The organism is Allomuricauda sp. M10 (genome assembly GCF_020782875.1).
In the GTDB taxonomy this organism is placed as follows: Bacteria; Bacteroidota; Bacteroidia; order Flavobacteriales; family Flavobacteriaceae; genus Flagellimonas.
On record NZ_JAJGBN010000002.1, the window covers coordinates 625174 to 643045 of the forward strand.

At 44.4% G+C, this 17872-nt stretch carries 14 protein-coding genes and 1 tRNA gene; 10 read left to right on the forward strand and 5 right to left on the reverse strand.

The window, feature by feature from the left end:
* Positions 1-28 precede the first annotated feature (28 nt).
* The gene (locus LKX84_RS07895) at positions 29-853 is read left to right on the forward strand and encodes a DUF4249 family protein (protein WP_228236590.1); all 825 of its coding nucleotides are present in this window, start codon (positions 29-31) and stop codon (positions 851-853) included.
* A gap of 342 nt (positions 854-1195) precedes the next feature.
* Positions 1196-1423, forward strand: coding sequence for a hypothetical protein (locus LKX84_RS07900; RefSeq protein WP_228236591.1), 228 nt, complete (start codon positions 1196-1198; stop codon positions 1421-1423).
* A gap of 69 nt (positions 1424-1492) precedes the next feature.
* On the opposite strand, the gene LKX84_RS07905 is transcribed toward LKX84_RS07900, so the two are convergent.
* Both LKX84_RS07905 and mce read right to left on the reverse strand, forming a co-directional pair.
* Positions 1493-1566 (reverse strand) — tRNA-Ile (locus LKX84_RS07905).
* A 59-nt stretch (positions 1567-1625) separates the two neighbouring features.
* Entirely contained in the window at positions 1626-2033 is a 408-nt protein-coding gene (gene mce, locus LKX84_RS07910) for a methylmalonyl-CoA epimerase (RefSeq protein WP_228236592.1), read from the reverse strand.
* Positions 2034-2137: 104 nt separating this feature from the next.
* Between mce and rbfA the strand changes: the two genes are divergently transcribed.
* A complete protein-coding gene (rbfA, locus tag LKX84_RS07915; protein ID WP_163632519.1) occupies positions 2138-2533 on the forward strand; it encodes a 30S ribosome-binding factor RbfA in 396 nt (131 codons plus the stop codon).
* 2 nt (positions 2534-2535) lie between these two features.
* Positions 2536-3741, forward strand: coding sequence for an ABC transporter permease (locus LKX84_RS07920; protein WP_228236593.1), 1206 nt, complete (start codon positions 2536-2538; stop codon positions 3739-3741).
* Here the strand turns inward: LKX84_RS07920 and dusB are convergent.
* Entirely contained in the window at positions 3738-4730 is a 993-nt protein-coding gene (gene dusB / locus LKX84_RS07925; RefSeq protein ID WP_228236594.1) for a tRNA dihydrouridine synthase DusB, read from the reverse strand. The two genes, LKX84_RS07920 and dusB, sit on opposite strands and share 4 nt — an antisense overlap.
* Positions 4731-4781: 51 nt before the next feature.
* Positions 4782-7202: a TonB-dependent receptor domain-containing protein gene (locus LKX84_RS07930; RefSeq protein ID WP_228236595.1), complete on the reverse strand. Its 2421-nt coding sequence runs from the start codon at positions 7200-7202 to the stop codon at positions 4782-4784.
* Positions 7203-7353: 151 nt separating this feature from the next.
* Between LKX84_RS07930 and lepA the strand changes: the two genes are divergently transcribed.
* Entirely contained in the window at positions 7354-9150 is a 1797-nt protein-coding gene (gene lepA, locus LKX84_RS07935; RefSeq protein WP_228236596.1) for a translation elongation factor 4, read from the forward strand.
* Here the strand turns inward: lepA and LKX84_RS07940 are convergent.
* A complete protein-coding gene (locus tag LKX84_RS07940; RefSeq protein ID WP_228236597.1) occupies positions 9147-10988 on the reverse strand; it encodes a cation:proton antiporter in 1842 nt (613 codons plus the stop codon). The genes lepA and LKX84_RS07940 overlap by 4 nt on opposite strands.
* Positions 10989-11229: 241 nt before the next feature.
* Here LKX84_RS07940 and LKX84_RS07945 point away from each other — a divergent pair, with 241 nt between their 5' ends.
* From LKX84_RS07945 to LKX84_RS07965, 5 genes are all read left to right on the forward strand, one after another.
* Positions 11230-12087, forward strand: a complete 858-nt coding sequence (locus tag LKX84_RS07945; RefSeq protein WP_228236598.1) for an MBL fold metallo-hydrolase — start codon at positions 11230-11232, stop codon at positions 12085-12087.
* Positions 12088-12122: 35 nt separating this feature from the next.
* The gene (locus LKX84_RS07950; protein ID WP_228236599.1) at positions 12123-13772 is read left to right on the forward strand and encodes a S8 family peptidase; all 1650 of its coding nucleotides are present in this window, start codon (positions 12123-12125) and stop codon (positions 13770-13772) included.
* 2 nt (positions 13773-13774) lie between these two features.
* A complete protein-coding gene (locus tag LKX84_RS07955; RefSeq protein WP_228236600.1) occupies positions 13775-15625 on the forward strand; it encodes a M1 family metallopeptidase in 1851 nt (616 codons plus the stop codon).
* Positions 15626-15806: 181 nt separating this feature from the next.
* Complete coding sequence (rnpA, locus tag LKX84_RS07960; protein WP_228236601.1) at positions 15807-16190, forward strand: ribonuclease P protein component; 384 nt, start codon at positions 15807-15809, stop codon at positions 16188-16190.
* Complete coding sequence (locus tag LKX84_RS07965; RefSeq protein WP_228236602.1) at positions 16174-17799, forward strand: S41 family peptidase; 1626 nt, start codon at positions 16174-16176, stop codon at positions 17797-17799. The genes rnpA and LKX84_RS07965 overlap by 17 nt, the downstream gene beginning before the upstream one ends.
* Positions 17800-17872 lie beyond the last annotated feature (73 nt).

The following is a 17872-nucleotide window of genomic DNA, read 5'->3' on the forward strand; positions in this document are numbered from 1 at the left end:
GATGGATCTAAAACATAAAATGAACAACATGAAACCAGTGATACAATTTTTGATCTTGGCCTTTGGATTTTACTTGACCTCCTGTGAGGATGTCATCGTGGTAGATGATTTGGAAACAGCACCGCCCAGATTGGTCGTGGATGCGTCCATCAATTGGCTCAAGGGCACTTCTGGAAACGAGCAAAGGATTATTTTGACCACTACAACAGGCTATTATGAGGAGACTTTTCCAGTGGTTTCAGGGGCATCCGTTTCCGTTACCAATGCTTCGGGTACTGTATTCGACTTCTTTGAGATTTCTGATACAGGGGAATATGTGTGCACTGATTTTGAACCACTTCTCGGAGAGACATACACCTTGACCATGTTGGTGGATGGTGAAACCTATACGGCTACCGAGACGATGATGGCCACCCCAGATATTGAGGATACCATTGAACAGAACAATGAAGGAGGAATGGCCGGGGACGAAGTTGAGATTACCTATTATTATCAGGATGACAGTACCCAGGACAATTATTATCTGATCGGGGTAACCTCAAACCGCGTTGCATTTCCGCAATATGAGGTTGAGGATGACGAGAACAGCCAGGGCAATTTGATGCCGGAATATTATTCCCATGAAGACCTGGAGGCGGGGGATCTCCTAAACTTGGAACTCTATGGAATATCCAGAAGATACCATGACTATTTGAAAAAAGTGCTGGTGGCATCGGGTGCCGATGGCAGCCCTTGGCCGACCATACCCAGTGCTGCCCGGGGCAATATCATCAACCAGACCGATAGTGAAAACTATGTTTTTGGTTATTTCAGGCTATGCCAGGTCAGCACGAGGGACTATACGGTACAGTAATCGTTTAATGTTCAGTTTTTTGAGTGAGTAGACGAGAAATGCTGGGTGTTATTATAACGTCCCGGCATTTCTTCAATTTTAATTATACTGCCTATGCCCATTTTTACCTAACACATTAGATTCAGGTATGAACAATTATCAATGTAAGACCAACATCAAGTCCATCCATCAAATATGTTGGGTAACCTATGAAGTCTTAAGCATATGCCCCGAAGCACAGGTCAATTTTCATGTTGGGGAGCCCAATAGCCCTCTTACCATCGTCAACTCTAACTTATCGGATTCGCAGATAGAGTCGATACTCATTGACCACCATATCGATTTTGAAAAGACCCATAGTACATGAACGAGAACAGTGAGGATAAAATTGAAGTGTTCAAGACCAATATCCAGAAGAAGGCCCAAAGCAAACAAATAAAATCAGAAATCTTAAAAAAGTATCCAGATTTGTTGGTCAGTTTTGATTTAGAGGATGTTGATAGGGTTCTTCGCGTGGAGGGTTTATTTAATACTGTTGAAATAATCAAGATATTGGTGTCCAAACAATACAAATGCGAATTAATGCATTGAACCGCTTGGGGTTTTCCGCCGTTGAAAACTTCAAATAAAAAAACCCTTCTTTGACTGGAAGGGTTTAAGTGGTCCCACCTGGGCTCGAACCAGGGACCACCTGATTATGAGTCAGGTGCTCTAACCAACTGAGCTATAGGACCCGCATTTTGCGGATGCAATATTAGTGTTTATTTTTCTACACCGCAAGGTTTTAACCGACCTAGCCTTCTTTTATTTCTTGGCAAAGTTCCACCAAAACCCCATTGGTGCCCTTCGGATGCAAAAAGGCCACCAACTTGTTGTCCGCTCCCTTTTTCGGGGTTTCGTTTAAAATTTGAAACCCTTCCTGTTTCAATCTGGCAATTTCCGAAACAATGTCATCCACAGCAAAGGCCACGTGATGGATCCCCTCCCCTTTCTTTTCCAAAAACTTGGCAATGGGGCTATCGGGATTTGTGGCTTCCAACAACTCAATTTTATTGGGACCCGACATAAAAAAGGAGGTTTTTACCCCCTCTGTAGCCACTTCTTCCATTTTATAGTGTGATACGCCCAACAGTTGGGCGAATAATTGGTTGGAGGCTTCCAAATTTTTTACCGCTATGCCGATATGTTCTATTTTTTCCATTTTAACCCTTGGTTTGGTTCACAAAATAGCTGCTTTTCCCAAAATTACGGACTGTAATCCATTCCTTTTGTGAGGTTAGTCAGGAAATCCTTTATTTTTGCACTATGGAGGAAACACAAAGACAGAAGAAAATTGCAGGGGTCATTCAAAAAGATTTGGCCGACATCCTACAGCGGGCCACTACCGATAGCGGCCTGAAGGGAACCTTGATCTCTGTTTCCAAGGTTTCCGTTACCGTAGATCTTTCCTTGGCCAAGGTGTATGTGAGCATTTTCCCTAACAAGGATGGCAAAGCTCTGCTTGAAGGCATCAAGGCCGGTCAGGTGGGCATCCGTCATGAATTGGCCCAACGTACCAAACACCAATTGAGAAGGGTTCCGGAACTTAATTTTTATCTGGATGATTCCTTGGAATATATCGACAATATCGAGAAATCGCTCAAGGGCGAAGAAAATCCAATCGAAAACCGGGACTTGCTCGATAAACGTAAGAAAGCCTAATCTTGAACTTTCCGCTTTACATCGCTAAACGCTACCTGAAATCCAAGAGCAGCCAAAATGCGGTGAACATCATCAATTTTATCATGTTTTTGGTCATCGTCATCGGGTCGGCGGCCTTGTTCATTGTGCTTTCGGCCTTTGCAGGGCTCAAAACGTTTAGCCTTTCCTTTTCCAATACTTTCGACCCAGATTTAAAAGCCTTTCCAACCACAGGTAAAGTGTTTTCGCTTTCAGAAATGGAACAAAATAAGCTGAAAGATATTCCAGGATTGGCCAATTACGCCAAAGAACTGGAGGAGCGGGCCTATCTCACCTATAAGGATAAAAGTACTATTGCCTATATTAAAGGTGTGGACGAAAATTACCGAACCGTAACCGGGGTGGATAGTACTTTGTATTGGGGCGATTGGGGCAATTCGGAATTTGAGGGCGTTATTGGTATCGGCATCTACAACTTATTGGGCGTTCCTACGAACAATCGCCAACCGTTGGAAGTATTGGTCCCCAAACCGGGCAAGGGCTCCCTTTCACAGCAGGGGTTCAATTCCAAGCCTTATGATGATCTTCCCATTACAGTAAGTGGTGTATATGCCATAGAAGAAAATCTGGATAAAAAGTATGTGTTCACTCAGCTTCCCCTAGTACAAAATTTATTGCGAAAGGATAGCACGGAAGTTTCGGGAATCAATTTTAAATTAGAGGAAAAAGCCGATGTGGAAGTCGTTAGGAAAGCCGTTAAAATGGTATTGGGCGATAAGGTTATTGTACTTTCCCGAAGGGAACAGAACAATTCGCTTTACCGCATGTTGAACACGGAAAATTTGGCTACTTATCTCATTTTTACCCTGGTTTTGATCATTGCCTTGTTCAATGTGGTGGGGGCCATCATCATGATGATCTTGGACAAACAACAAAACTCCAAAACGCTGTTCAGTTTGGGTACTACCATCAAAGAATTGCGCCGGATCTATTTTATCCAGGGTTTGCTGGTCACTTCTTTTGGGGGACTTATTGGGGTATTGATCGGGTCGTTGCTGATTATTTCCCAATTGCTGTTCGGATGGCTGAAAATTACGCCGTCCCTAGCCTATCCAGTTGAATATAGTGTGATGAACCTATTCATCGTGATGGGAACCATTGTAGTTTTGGGCTTTATCTCCGCAAAGATTGCCAGTAGTAGAATCTCTAAAAAATTGATTTCGATTTAGGCGAACTGGAAGTCCCCGAATTTTTCGAGCACCTCATCAAACGCGGCAAAAACGTCCACCGCATCGTCACTGGTCACCATTTTAGCTCGGTATTCCTTAAAGTGTGGAATGCCCTTAAAATAATTGGTATAATGCCTTCGGGTCTCAAATACGCCCAATTTTTCACCTTTCCAATCAATGGCCATTTGAAGATGTCTTCGGGCGGCATCTACACGTTCCGGCATAGTTGGCGGTTCCAAATGCTTGCCGGTTTCAAAAAAGTGTTTCACCTCTTTGAAGAACCATGGATAACCGATGCTGGCCCTACCGATCATGGCACCGTCCAAACCAAATTCATTGCGCATTTTTAAGGCCGATTCCGGCGTGTCCACATCCCCATTTCCGAAAACGGGAATCTGCATGCGTTGGTTGTTCTTCACTTCGGCGATGGGTCTCCAATCCGCTTCTCCCTTGTACATCTGCACACGGGTACGTCCATGGATGGAGATTGCCTTAATGCCCACATCCTGTAACCGTTCCGCCACCTCCACTATTTTGATGGAATTGGCATCCCAACCCAAACGGGTCTTGACTGTTACTGGTAGTTTGGTACGCTTTACAATTTCTTCGGTTAGTTTTACCATGAGCGGAATATCCCGAAGAATTCCGGCACCGGCATTTTTACAAACCACTTTTTTAACGGGACACCCAAAATTAATATCGATGATATCGGGATTGGATTGCTCCACAATATCCACTGCCTGTAACATGGAATCGAGCTCCGCCCCGAATATTTGGATGCCCACTGGGCGTTCCTTTTCATAAATGTCCAACTTGAGGACACTTTTGGCCGCATCACGGATCAATCCTTCGGAAGAAATGAACTCCGTATACACCACATCGGCCCCTTGTTCCTTGCACAACGCACGGAAAGGGGGGTCGCTCACATCTTCCATCGGAGCGAGAAGAAGTGGGAAATCCGGAAGTTCTATGTTACCTATTTTGGGCAAATCCTTCTTTTTTTGGACTGCAAAAATACAAAATAACCCAAAATCAGCACATTACTGCTGCGATTGTAATCGGTCGCGCTCCTTTTTGTCTATTCCGCGTTGGTTGTCTTCCAATCGGAAGTTTCCAAAATTGTAGGTAAACCCGAAGCGGATGAACTGGGTTTCGGGCCTTCTTCGGTAAAAATTGTCTTGGTTCAAATATTGGGAACGATAAGTGGGCACGTATTTTTCCAAAATATCCTCGGCGGCCAAGGAAAGAATGATTTTGTTTTTGAACAGTGTTTTGCGCAATCCCAAGGTCAGGTTGAGCTGCTCGTCGGACACATACGATCCGAACAGGAACTTTGAAATATAGGTGGCAGCGACCTCGCCTGTAAAAGTTCCGTCTTTTGACAAAGTTAAATAGTTGCCCAAATAGGCATATACCCCGTTCACTTCATTGGTAAATTCCACATTACCGCTTTGGGCGGCCAAAAAGGTCTCTTCTTCATGAAAAAGGGAAGTGTAGGCATATACAAACCATGACGACATGAGGGATTTGCTCAAGGTAAAATCCAACCCGTACGATTTGCTGTCCAACACATTTTGCTTCAGCTCCACCAAGGTTTGATTGTCATTGTCCTGAAAGACCAAATAGGCAATATTGCTTCCATTGTCTCGGTAATACACATCGAAGAAATATTCGCTGTTAAGGGTGTAGTTAAAATTGAAATTATTGCTGAAACTTGGGGTCAACCGTGGGTTGCCTTGTTCATAATCGTTTTCGTTGAAGAAAAACCGGAAGGGATTCAAATCGTTGTATTTGGGACGGTTCACATTTCGTCCATAATCAAAAGAAAAACTGTGCTTATCCGAAGGAGAGTAAAGCAAGTAGACCGACGGAAACGGTTCAAAAAAGTCTTGGGTATTCACTTGGTTCAAGGTCAGCGACGTGCCTTCGGCTTCTGTCAATTCTCCACGGACACCCAACTTCATCGACCATTTTTCCCAATTCTTTACAAAACTCAGGTACGCAGCATACACATTTTCGTCATATGTATATCGGTCGGATAAGGATGCATCCACCGTATTGCTGGAACCCGTGAAATTGAAAAAATCCACATTGCTTTCAGAGTTGATGGAAGAAATCTTCGCACCGGTCTCGAATGAGGCATTGCCAATTGGTGTGGAATAATCCAACTGCCCTGTGAAAATCTGGATGTCCTGCTCCGAATCGGAATCAAAACCGAATTCCCGTAAAAAAACGCCATTGGCATCAAAGTAATCAGAGCCCAAGTTTTGGAAAGACTTCCCATTGAAGTAAGTGTAATGTCCGTTTGCGCTCAATCGGGCACCGGGCTTTTTCAATTTGTGCACATAACTCAAATCAAAAGCCAAATTGGTATTGTCCAAATTGGCCATGTTTTGGGTGGTGAAGGTTGAATCCAACTGGCCCGAGCCATTTCGCATCTCGTTGTTGAGATTTGTGTTCTGGTCCTGGTCCAGATTGAACAACAGATTGGAAGTAAAATTCAAACTGTTGCGCTCATCAAAATCATAATCCAAAATAAAGCTGCCATTTTGGGATTGGGATTTGTTGATTTGATTGTAATTCGTATCCCATTCGGAAAAAACGGTGTTGGTATCGTCCATAAAATGAATGCCCTTGGTCGTTTTTCGCAATTCCTTTTGTGGGTTAATCGTATAATTTGCGAATAGGTTCAGTTTGTCCGTTTTGTAATAATGGCTGGTTCCCATACTGAATTTGGGGAAGACGGCCTGCGTATAAGTACCGTTTATGCTTCCCTTGTAACCCGGAATGATATTTTTACTGGTGACGATGTTCAAAATAGGACCGCCTTCGGCATCATAACTTGCCGGTGGGTTGGCGATCACCTCCACCGATTTGATGTTGGCGCCCGATAGTCCCTGTAGCAAATCCTGTACTTCTTGCCCTGAAAGTTGCACCTTTCTATCGTTCAGGTAAACTGTTGCGTTTTGCCCGCGAATCAAGAGTTCGTCCTGGTTAACGATCACTCCCGGAGTACTTTTTAGGATGTCCCACGACGTTCCCTGCGAAACCACGGTATTTTCAACCGAAAAGACCAGTCTGTCTGGCAATCTTTGCAGTTTTGGACGCTGGGCGGTGACCACTACCTCATCCAGTTCGTTGGTTTCAAGCGGAATGATCAAGGCGCCTAGGGAAACATCGTTCTTAATGTCCAAGGCACGTGGTTCGGAACCTCTGCCTACATAACTGGCCTGGAGCAGGTACAGATTTGGTTCCACATCCGTCAACGCAAAAAACCCATTGTCATCTGCAGAAGTGCCTTTTACAAATGTGGTATCTGCGGCTTTTAAAAGAAGGATGTTGGCAAAGGGAATTATCTGGTTCTGCTCATCAACAACCTTTCCTGAAATCTTAAAGGTTTGTCCGCTCAATGCGTTTGCCGTCAAAATCACCAATAAAAGAATGTAGGTGGTTTGCTTCATGAAAGGTTGGGGTTGAACCTCAAATCTAAGAAATTATTTTTGAGCGATATAACCCCTTCGTTTTCTTATTTTCAAAAAACCCGCTGTGGGCAGTTAAAACAACTATATTTGCAGTTGCTTATCCGCCTTTTTAGGATAGGTTTTTTGTTTTATGGAAAAGATCAGGAATTTTTGCATCATTGCGCATATAGACCACGGTAAGAGTACCTTGGCCGACCGTTTGTTGGATTTTACGGGCTCTGTTACCGAACGCGAAAAACAGGACCAATTGTTGGACAATATGGACTTGGAACGCGAACGCGGTATCACTATAAAAAGCCATGCTATTCAGATGGAATATGTGTACGAAGGTGAAACCTATATCCTGAACCTGATCGACACTCCCGGACACGTGGATTTTTCCTATGAAGTATCACGTTCCATCGCTGCTTGTGAAGGTGCCCTTTTGGTAGTGGATGCGGCGCAAAGTATTCAGGCTCAGACCATTTCCAACTTATACTTGGCTCTGGAAAACGACTTGGAAATCATTCCGGTTCTAAACAAAGTAGACTTGCCAAGTGCCAACCCTGAAGAAGTAACGGACGACATCGTTGATCTTTTAGGCTGTAAAGCTTCAGAAGTTATCCCTGCCAGTGCCAAAACAGGTATTGGTATTGAAGAAATCCTACGGGCCATTATTGAACGAATTCCTGCCCCTAAAGGTTCCGTCAATGAACCGTTGCAGGCGTTGGTTTTCGATTCCGTTTACAATCCCTTTAGAGGTGTTGAAACCTATTTTAGGGTCATCAACGGGGAAATCCGCAAAGGACAAAAAATCAAATTTGTGGCAACGGGTAGGGCATATGAGGCCGATGAAATCGGAACTTTAAAACTTTCCCAGGTGCCCAAAAACAAAATATCCGCTGGTGATGTAGGCTACCTGATCACCGGTATCAAGGATGCGCGCGAAGTGAAAGTTGGGGATACCATTACGGATGCGGCCAACCCTACCAAAAATGCCATTGAAGGTTTTGAAGATGTAAAGCCCATGGTATTTGCCGGTATTTATCCTGTTGATACAGAGGATTTTGAAGAGCTTCGTTCCTCCATGGAAAAACTGCAGCTGAACGATGCTTCCTTGGTATTTACCCCGGAAAGTAGTGCCGCTTTGGGATTTGGTTTCCGTTGCGGTTTCTTGGGCATGTTGCACATGGAGATCATCCAGGAACGTTTGGAACGTGAGTTCGACATGACGGTGATCACCACCGTACCCAACGTTAGTTATCACGCTTATTCCACCAAGGACAAGGAAACTCCCATTATTGTGAACAATCCTTCGGACCTTCCCGATCCTTCATCTTTGGACCGTGTTGAAGAACCTTATATTAAGGCAACGATCATCACCAAATCCGATTTTGTGGGGAACGTGATGTCGCTTTGTATTGATAAAAGGGGACAGATCACCAATCAAACCTATTTGACCACCGAGCGTGTGGAGTTGAACTTCGACATGCCGTTGGCGGAGATTGTTTTCGATTTTTATGACCGTTTGAAAACCGTTTCCAAAGGATATGCTTCTTTTGATTATTCCCCGATTGGGATGCGTGTTTCCAAATTGGTAAGGGTTGATATTTTATTGAATGCCCAACCCGTGGATGCCCTTTCCGCTTTGGTCCATTTTGACAATGCCCACAACATCGGCAAAAAGATGTGCGAGAAGTTGAAGGAACTCATCCCAAGGCAACAATTCGATATTCCGATCCAGGCTGCCATTGGGGCCAAAATCATTTCCCGTGAAACCATAAAAGCGTTGAGAAAAGACGTTACCGCCAAGTGTTACGGTGGGGATATTTCCCGTAAGCGTAAACTTTTGGAAAAGCAGAAAAAGGGTAAAAAACGTATGCGTCAGGTAGGTAACGTGGAAATTCCGCAACAGGCATTTATGGCCGTTCTTAAGCTTAACGATTAATCTTGGTCATCATCATCTAAGTCGATCATTTTGCCCAGATACACCAATTTGTACCCCTCTCCTTTCGGTACAAAATCCTTGCTGTTGGCTGGTATAATGTCAATGCTGCCACTTGGAGCTTTCGTAAACAATGGCACAATATCATTGTCTTTTTTAGTAAGATCGATAAGGCTATCGTAATGCTGTTTGTCCTTAAGATCTATTTCGTGGATAGTGGGGTGTTTGCGTACGGTGTCCATCAATTGGATAAAATCGTCCGTATGTGAAAAAAGACCTTCCTTCGGATTGTTATCCGGGTCGTTCACCTCTTCCGTATTCACCAATCGGAAGGCACCATTTTCCCCAAACTGTTTTTGGAATTTCCGAATCGCAAATTTGTTGATGTCGGAGTTACCCGTCAAAGCCATCAAATAACCCATGTCGTTCAATTCGATATTGTCCGTAAGGGTGTCCGAAAAAATATTCGCCGTGATGGCCTCAAGTCCCAACCTTTTGGCCTTGTCCACATTGGCCTGGTTGTTGTCGATCAACACCACGTGCCTATTGTTCTTTTTGAGGTAATTTGCGATCAATCGGGAAAGTTTGGAGGCCCCAATGATCAAAATCCCTTCGGATTTGGTCAAGAATACGCCAACCAGTTTTGCAAATAATCGCGCCGTGGTGGCATTCAACAAAACCGTTCCCAAAACGATCATGAACACCAATGGGGTAATGTATTCCGCCCCGGCTTCTCCCCTCAACATCAATTTGGAACCAAAAAGGGAGGCAATACCTGCGGCAACGATTCCTCGTGGGCCTACCCATCCTATAAAAAGCTTTTCATTGAATTTTAAATTGGATCCCTGAGCGCTCAGAAAAACACCCAATGGCCTGATAACAAATACGATAACTGCAAAAAGCGCTACGGAATTCCAGTTGAAGATCAATTCCATGTCGCCAATGTTGATATTAGCGGCCAACAGAATAAAGAGAATGGAAATCAACAAAACGCTCAACGATTCCTTGAAATAGAGCAGCTCCTTCAGATTGGGCAGGTTCATGTTGCCCAACACCATACCCATGACCACTACGGCCAAAAGTCCCGATTCGTGTGCAAAAACGTCCGACTCCACAAAAACAAGAAGTACTGCGGAAAGGGAGACCACATTCAACAAATAGTGTGGGATAAAATCCTTTTTTATGGCAAAAGCAAGCGCATGGGCAAAAGTGAACCCAAAGGTGGTTCCGAAAAGAATGATCTTTCCAAACTCAATGAGTGCCGTTTGTGTGTAGGCCTGCCCTTCTCCAACGCTGATGAACTCGAATACCAACACCGCCACCAAGGCCCCAATGGGGTCGATTAGGATGCCTTCCCATTTCAAAACGGCGGAAACATCTTTTTTTAAGGGAATGTTCCTTAAAATTGGGGTGATTACCGTAGGTCCGGTAACAATGATCAATGCGGAAAACAGAAAGGAAATCTGCCATGAAAGTCCAAAAATATAGTGGGCCGCTACACCTGCGCCAAAGAAAGTGACCACAGTACCAACCGTGATCAACTTGGAAATAACGGGGCCAACGTTAGATATCTCTGCCCGTTTCAGGGTAAGTCCCCCTTCAAAAAGGATAATACTAATGGCCAAGGAAACAAAATAATAAAGCCCTTCCCCGGGAAAAAGCCCTTTGGTGCCGTTCCAAATGGGTTCTATAAGTTTTGATCCATCTTCCGTAAATAATGTGGCAATAGGACCAACCAGTAGACCAATCAGTATAAGGGGCAGAATGGCCGGGATTTTAAATCGCCAAGCCACCCATTGAGCAATAATGCCAAGAATAACGATTCCAGCAAGTTCGAGCATTGTCTTTGTTTTGTGGAAATTTACTGCTTTTCTTTTACATTATGCTTTTGCCACAAAGTCGGCCTCTCCTATTCTGTTGCAATTAGGGCTTAAAACTTAGGTGATACGGGTGCAATTCCCGCAAAGGCTATATTGGGACGGGCTACTTATCCCTTTTTTGTTAAAATACGGCCAATTAAATCTCATTTTTAGGGCATTTGGATGGCGCATTTCTTATTTTGCATGCCAGTTTGTTTTCTAAATGACAATTTATCCCATAGAGACTGGAAATTTCAAATTGGATGGGGGTGCCATGTTCGGTGTGGTCCCAAAATCCATTTGGAACAAGACCAATCCCGCCGATGCCAACAACATGATCGATATTGCCGCCCGCTGTCTTTTGATCGAAGATGGTGATCGCCTTATTTTGATCGACAACGGCATGGGCAACAAACAATCCGATAAATTTTTCGGTTACTATTATTTGTGGGGAGAACACACCATGGACGGTTCCTTGCAAAAGGCCGGGTTCCATCGCGATGACATTACCGATGTATTCCTGACCCACCTACATTTTGATCATTGTGGCGGGAGCATTCGGTGGAACAAAGATCGAACGGGTTACGAGCCGGCGTTTGTAAATGCCCGGTTTTGGACCAATGAGGAACACTGGGAATGGGCCACCAAGCCCAATGCCCGGGAAAAAGCTTCTTTCTTAAAGGAAAACCTATTGCCGATGCAAGAAAGTGGGCAATTGCATTTTATAGACCGAAAAGGAGGGAATTATCTGGAAAAATCGGAATTGGGGTTTGGCATCCATTTTATGGACGGCCATACCGAAAAGCAAATGCTGCCCCAAATCAACTATAACGGCAAAACCATAGTCTTTGTGGCCGATCTGATCCCAACAGTGGGCCATCTTCCCGTACCTTATGTAATGGGATATGATACAAGACCCCTACTTACCCTAACCGAAAAAGAAAACTTTTTACGCAGTGCCGTGGAAAACGATTGGCTTTTGTTCTTTGAACATGATGCCCATAACGAGCTCTGCTCCTTACAAAAAACCGAAAAGGGGGCCCGGTTGGATACCGTGTTCACTTTCAATGAATTATTCTGAACACAATAAAACTTACGATTTACAAAAACAATTCTATGAACCGCACATATTATAAACTGACATTCTTTTCCCTCTCCGCCGCCCTCATTTTGATGGGTTGCGGTTCCACTGCCTTGGTTTCAACCCCTGTTGAAAACATTGATTCCATTCCGCTAAAAGTTTCAGAACTTACCGAGGCACAGGAAAAAAACTGGGGACATTTAGACCTTGTACAAGACACCATTCCCGGAATGAGCGTGGATAAGGCCTATGATGAAATCATCAAAAACAAAAAAGGAAAAACTGTGGTGGTAGCCGTTTTAGATTCTGGGATGGACCTGAACCACGAAGATCTTAAAAATGTCCTTTGGACCAATACCGATGAAATTCCGAACAACGGAAAAGACGATGATGGCAATGGGTATGTAGATGACATCCACGGGTATAACTTTTTGGGTGATGCCTATAACGAACAGTTGGAATATGTGCGCATGCTGCGCTTGAACATCGGCGATGCTGCCGACAGGGCAAAGGCCCGTTTGTTGCTTGATGAGGAATACCCAAAAGCACTTCAGAACAAACAACAGTACGAACAAATCTTTCAGGTGGTGAAAGCCTCGGATAAAACGGTTAAGGAAGAACTGGGTAAAGAAACTTATACCAAAGAGGACTTGTTGTCCATTCAACCTAAAACCCCTCAAATGGAGCAAAGTGTAGCCGTGTTAACGCAAATGTTCACCTATGGTGACAGCATTGCCGAGGTGTTGGCCGAGCTTGAGGAAGGCATCACCTACTTCACCGATCAGGTAAACTATAACCTCAACAAAGACTTTGATGGTCGTGCCCCAGTAGGTGACAATGGCTACGATATTGCCGATGTGCCTTACGGAAACGGAAACCCAAAAAACCAAGTGGTGACCGAAAGTCACGGTACCCACGTTGCTGGAATTATCGCTGCGCAACGTAACAATGGCATTGGTATCAACGGTGTAGCCAACAACGTAGAACTCATGAGCATTCGCGCGGTTCCAAATGGGGATGAGTACGATAAAGATATAGCCATGGGCATTCGCTATGCCGTGGACAATGGTGCTTCCATTATCAACTGTAGTTTTGGAAAGGCCTTTTCCCCAGAAGCACAATGGGTGTATGATGCCATTAAGTATGCAGAATCCAAGGATGTACTAATCGTGCATGCCGCCGGAAACGATGGAGAAGACCTTGATGATCCTGAAAATCCAAATTATCCTAACGACCACAGATTCGGGAATTCCGAATACGTGAGCAACGTGATTACCGTTGGCGCTTTAACCAGCAGTTATGGTTCCGATATGGTGGCCACATTTTCCAATTATGGCCATGCCAATGTAGATGTGTTCGCCCCTGGTGACAAGATCTATTCCACCATGCCAAGCAATGATTATGAATTTCAAGGCGGAACTTCCATGGCAGCTCCTGCTGTTGCCGGGGTTGCGGCCTTGATCCGTTCCTTTTATCCAAACTTGACAGCCCCTCAGGTAAAAAGCATCATCATGCAATCGGGCCTTAAGACCAAAACCTCCGTCATTTTGGCTGGGGACCAGTCCAATGCAGCGGCTTTTGACAAAATTTCAAAGTCAGGTAAAATGGTCAATGCCTACAATGCCTTAATTTTGGCAAACAACATATCCAAAGGAAAAACAACCTTGGAAAGTAACTCAAAATAATTATGAAGCGATTATCATTGTTCTTTTTTGCGGCCTTAACGGGAGTCTCGCTCCTCTCGGCACAAGACCCTTGCTACTGGCAACAACACGTGGACTACACCATGGATGTGAACATGGATGTGAAAACCTTCCAGTACACAGGTACCCAAAAATTGGTCTACACCAACAACTCTCCAGATGCCTTGGGCCGCGTATTTTATCATTTGTACTATAACGCTTTCCAACCCGGGAGCGAAATGGATATTAGGCTACAGAACATCAAGGATCCCGATAAAAGGATGATGGATGGCGACAAGAGCAGGATCGCCGCCCTTTCTGAAAGTGAAATGGGTTATCTCCATACCGAATCGCTTACCCAGGACGGGCAACCGGTAACTTTTAAGGAAGAAGGAACCATCCTGGTGGTGGATTTGGCCAAGCCGATTCCCGCAGGAGGAAAGACAACTTTGGAAATGACCTTCAAGGGGCAGGTTCCCCTTCAGATCAGAAGATCCGGAAGAAACAGTAGAGAAGGTGTAGCCTTGTCCATGAGCCAATGGTACCCCAAACTTTCCGAATACGATTTCGAAGGTTGGCACCCCAATCCCTACATCGCCCGTGAATTCCACGGCGTTTGGGGTAATTTTGATGTGAAGCTTACCTTGGACAAAACATATACGGTTGGTGGATCGGGCTATTTGCAAAATCCACAGGAAATCGGTCATGGGTATGAGGCTCCAGGAACCACTGTTAAAACCAAGGGCAAAACCTTGACCTGGCATTTTGTGGCCCCCAATGTACACGACTTTATGTGGGCCGCCGATCCTGATTATATTCACGATACCTTGGCAATGGAAGATGGACCTACCCTTCATTTCCTATACAAGAACAATCCTGACTTTATCGAAAATTGGAAAAAATTCCAGCCCAAAACGGCTGAAGCCATGCGTTTCTTTAGCAAGAATGTTGGGAAATATCCGTACGAGCAGTATTCTGTGATCCAGGGAGGTGACGGTGGAATGGAATATGCCATGAGTACCTTGGTGACCGGTGGACGTGAATATAACGGCTTGGTAGGAGTTATGGTGCACGAAATGGCGCACTCCTGGTTTCAACATGTTTTGGCGACCAATGAATCCGAGCACGCTTGGATGGACGAAGGCTTTACTTCCTTCATCAGCAATTTGTGTATGAACGAAATCATGGACCAGAATAAGCAAAATCCATTTGAGGGCTCCTATAAGGGGTATTACGCCTTGGTCAATTCCGGATTGGAAATGCCACAGACCACACATGCCGATCGTTATACCACCAACTTTGCCTACAGTATAGCCGCGTATAGCAAGGGTTCCGTGTTTCTTTCCCAACTCGGATATGTAATCGGACAGGATAAGTTGATGGAGACCATCCATAAATATTTTGAAGATTTCAAATTCAAGCACCCAACACCGAACGATATCAAAAGAACGGCCGAAAAAGTATCGGGCATGGAACTGAACTGGTACTTGACCGATTGGACCATGACCACCAATACCATCGATTACGGTATTAAAAGTGTTGAGGCAGATGGTCAAAAAACCAAAGTTTCCTTGGAGCGCATCGGAGAAATGCCCATGCCTTTGGATATTTTGGTAGTTGGCGAAGATGGCACCCAAGAAACCTATTACATTCCGTTGCGTATGATGTTCGGACAAAAGGACAACCCTTATCCAGCTCTTAAAAGGACCGTTTTGGATAACTGGGCCTGGGCCTACCCAACATACGAATTCACATTGGATATGCCTTTGGAAAAAGTAAAGGCCATTATGATCGACCCATCGCAACTGATGGCCGATGTAAATGGAGAAAACAATGTTTACCAAGCCAATCCGTAATCGGATTTTCAACAAAAAATGATTCAAGGGCGGGCCGAATGGCCCGCCCTTCGCTTTTAAAAAATTTTTGAATTGCGTTACTTTTTCAAGTGAAATCCTCCGATTGGGCAATCTCACATCAAAATATAAATTGAGTAACTTGGTGCAGTAAAAAGTACGCCCGTTGCATAAAGGCTTTCCTATGTCCACATTTCCAAAAATTGAAAAGCTGAAGAGCAAAAAAACAATAGAGGCACTTTTTGCCGAAGGAAAGAACCTTCGCGAATTTCCCATAAAGCTCATCTACCTGAAAACCGCTTTTGAGGATGGTGCCCATTTTAAAGTGGGGGTGGTAGCGCCAAAAAAAAAGTTCAAAAAAGCGGTGGACAGAAATCTCATCAAACGGCTACTGCGCGAATCCTATCGGCTCAATAAGTCCCTTATTTTTAACAACATTGAAGGAAACTATGCGTTCTTATTTTTATACCTTGGTCATAAGGCGCCCTCTTTTGATGAGGTACATATCGCCATGAAAAAATTGTTGGAAGACTTCCTTAAAAAAGAATGTGATGAAAATGTCGGTTAAGAAAAAAATATGGGTCCCCATTTTGGCAGTTGCCCTCTTGGTGACGGCCAGTAGTTTTAAAAGTGATTTTTTTGAAATCGCCAAGCAGATAGAAATCTTCACCACCTTGTTCAAAGAGTTGAACATGAATTATGTAGATGAAACCAACCCGGGCGAGCTGATGGATTCCGCCATTAAAAATATGTTGGACGAGCTCGACCCCTATACCCGCTTTTTGAACGAGCAGGATGTGGAAGCCTATAAAATCAATAATGCCGGGGAATATTCCGGAATCGGAGCCCTGGTGCGCTCCTATGAAAGCAAATTGGTGGTTGTGGAACCTTACAAAGGTTACGCGGCAGATAAGGCCGGCCTTAAGGCCGGTGACGAAATCATCAAAATTGGGGAGACCAAAGTGGCCGACTTTGACGACAACGCCAGCGAACTACTGAAAGGTGCCAACAACACATCCGTGGAAGTGACATTTGTTCGCCAAGGCCAGACCAAGACCGCTACCATCACCCGCGAAGGTGTGGAAGTGGATGCCGTTCCATTTTATGATATGATCGATACTAAAACGGGTTACATCGTGCTTTCCCGATTCAATGAAAAGGCTTCGGGCCAGACCAAATCCGCCATTCAGGATCTAAAAGGCAGGGGTGCGGAACGTTTGGTTCTGGATCTACGTGGAAATCCAGGAGGATTGCTTTCAGAAGCCATCAACGTAACCAATTTGTTCGTTCCGAAAGGAGAATTGATCGTGACCACCAAATCCAAGGTGAAAAAATTCAACCAAGAATACCGTACTCGCAACCAGCCCGAAGATGAAAACATTCCTTTGGTGGTTTTGGTGGATGGTAAAAGTGCCTCGGCCAGCGAAATTGTTTCCGGCGGACTACAAGATTTGGATCGAGCCGTGGTTATCGGGGCCAGAAGTTTTGGAAAGGGTTTGGTACAAAGACCGCTTAAACTCACCTATGGCACCCAGTTGAAGGTGACCATTTCCCGATACTACACCCCATCTGGCAGATGCATTCAAGCGTTGGATTATTGGCACAGGGATGCCGAGGGCAACGCCGTGAGAAATACCGATTTTAAGGAATACACCACCAAAAACGGCCGCAAGGTTTGGGACGGCGGTGGCGTAATGCCGGATGTGGCCATCAAATCGCTCAAGACCAATTCATTGATTGATGCTCTTCAGGACAATAATGTGGTCTTCGATTTTGCCACGAACTATTTTTACGATCATTCCTTTGCCAACATGGATGATTTTACTTTTTCCGATGCGGATTACAATGCCTTTAAAAAGTATGTACAGGAACAGAATTTTACTTTTCAGACCAAAACGGAAGAGCTGTTGGAGCAATCCATAAATGCGGACGATTCCCTTTTGGGTGCGGAGGTGCAGGAAAAATATAAGGATTTGCTTTTGGCCGTGAACCGGGGTAAGATTTCCGCCTTGGACTCCTATAAAAATGAGATTAAAAAGCTGTTGGAAGACGAAATCATTACCCGCTACTTCTACCGTGAAGGCCTTTACCAATACTTTTTGGACCATGACGATGCCATTCTGACCGCCAAAGAATTGTTGGCCGACAACTCAAAATATGCCAGTATTTTGAAATAGGGTTGGCTGTTGAAAAGTGGTGTTCAAAAGCAAACTATTTTCGTTTTACATTCAATCAACTGGGCAAGAACCA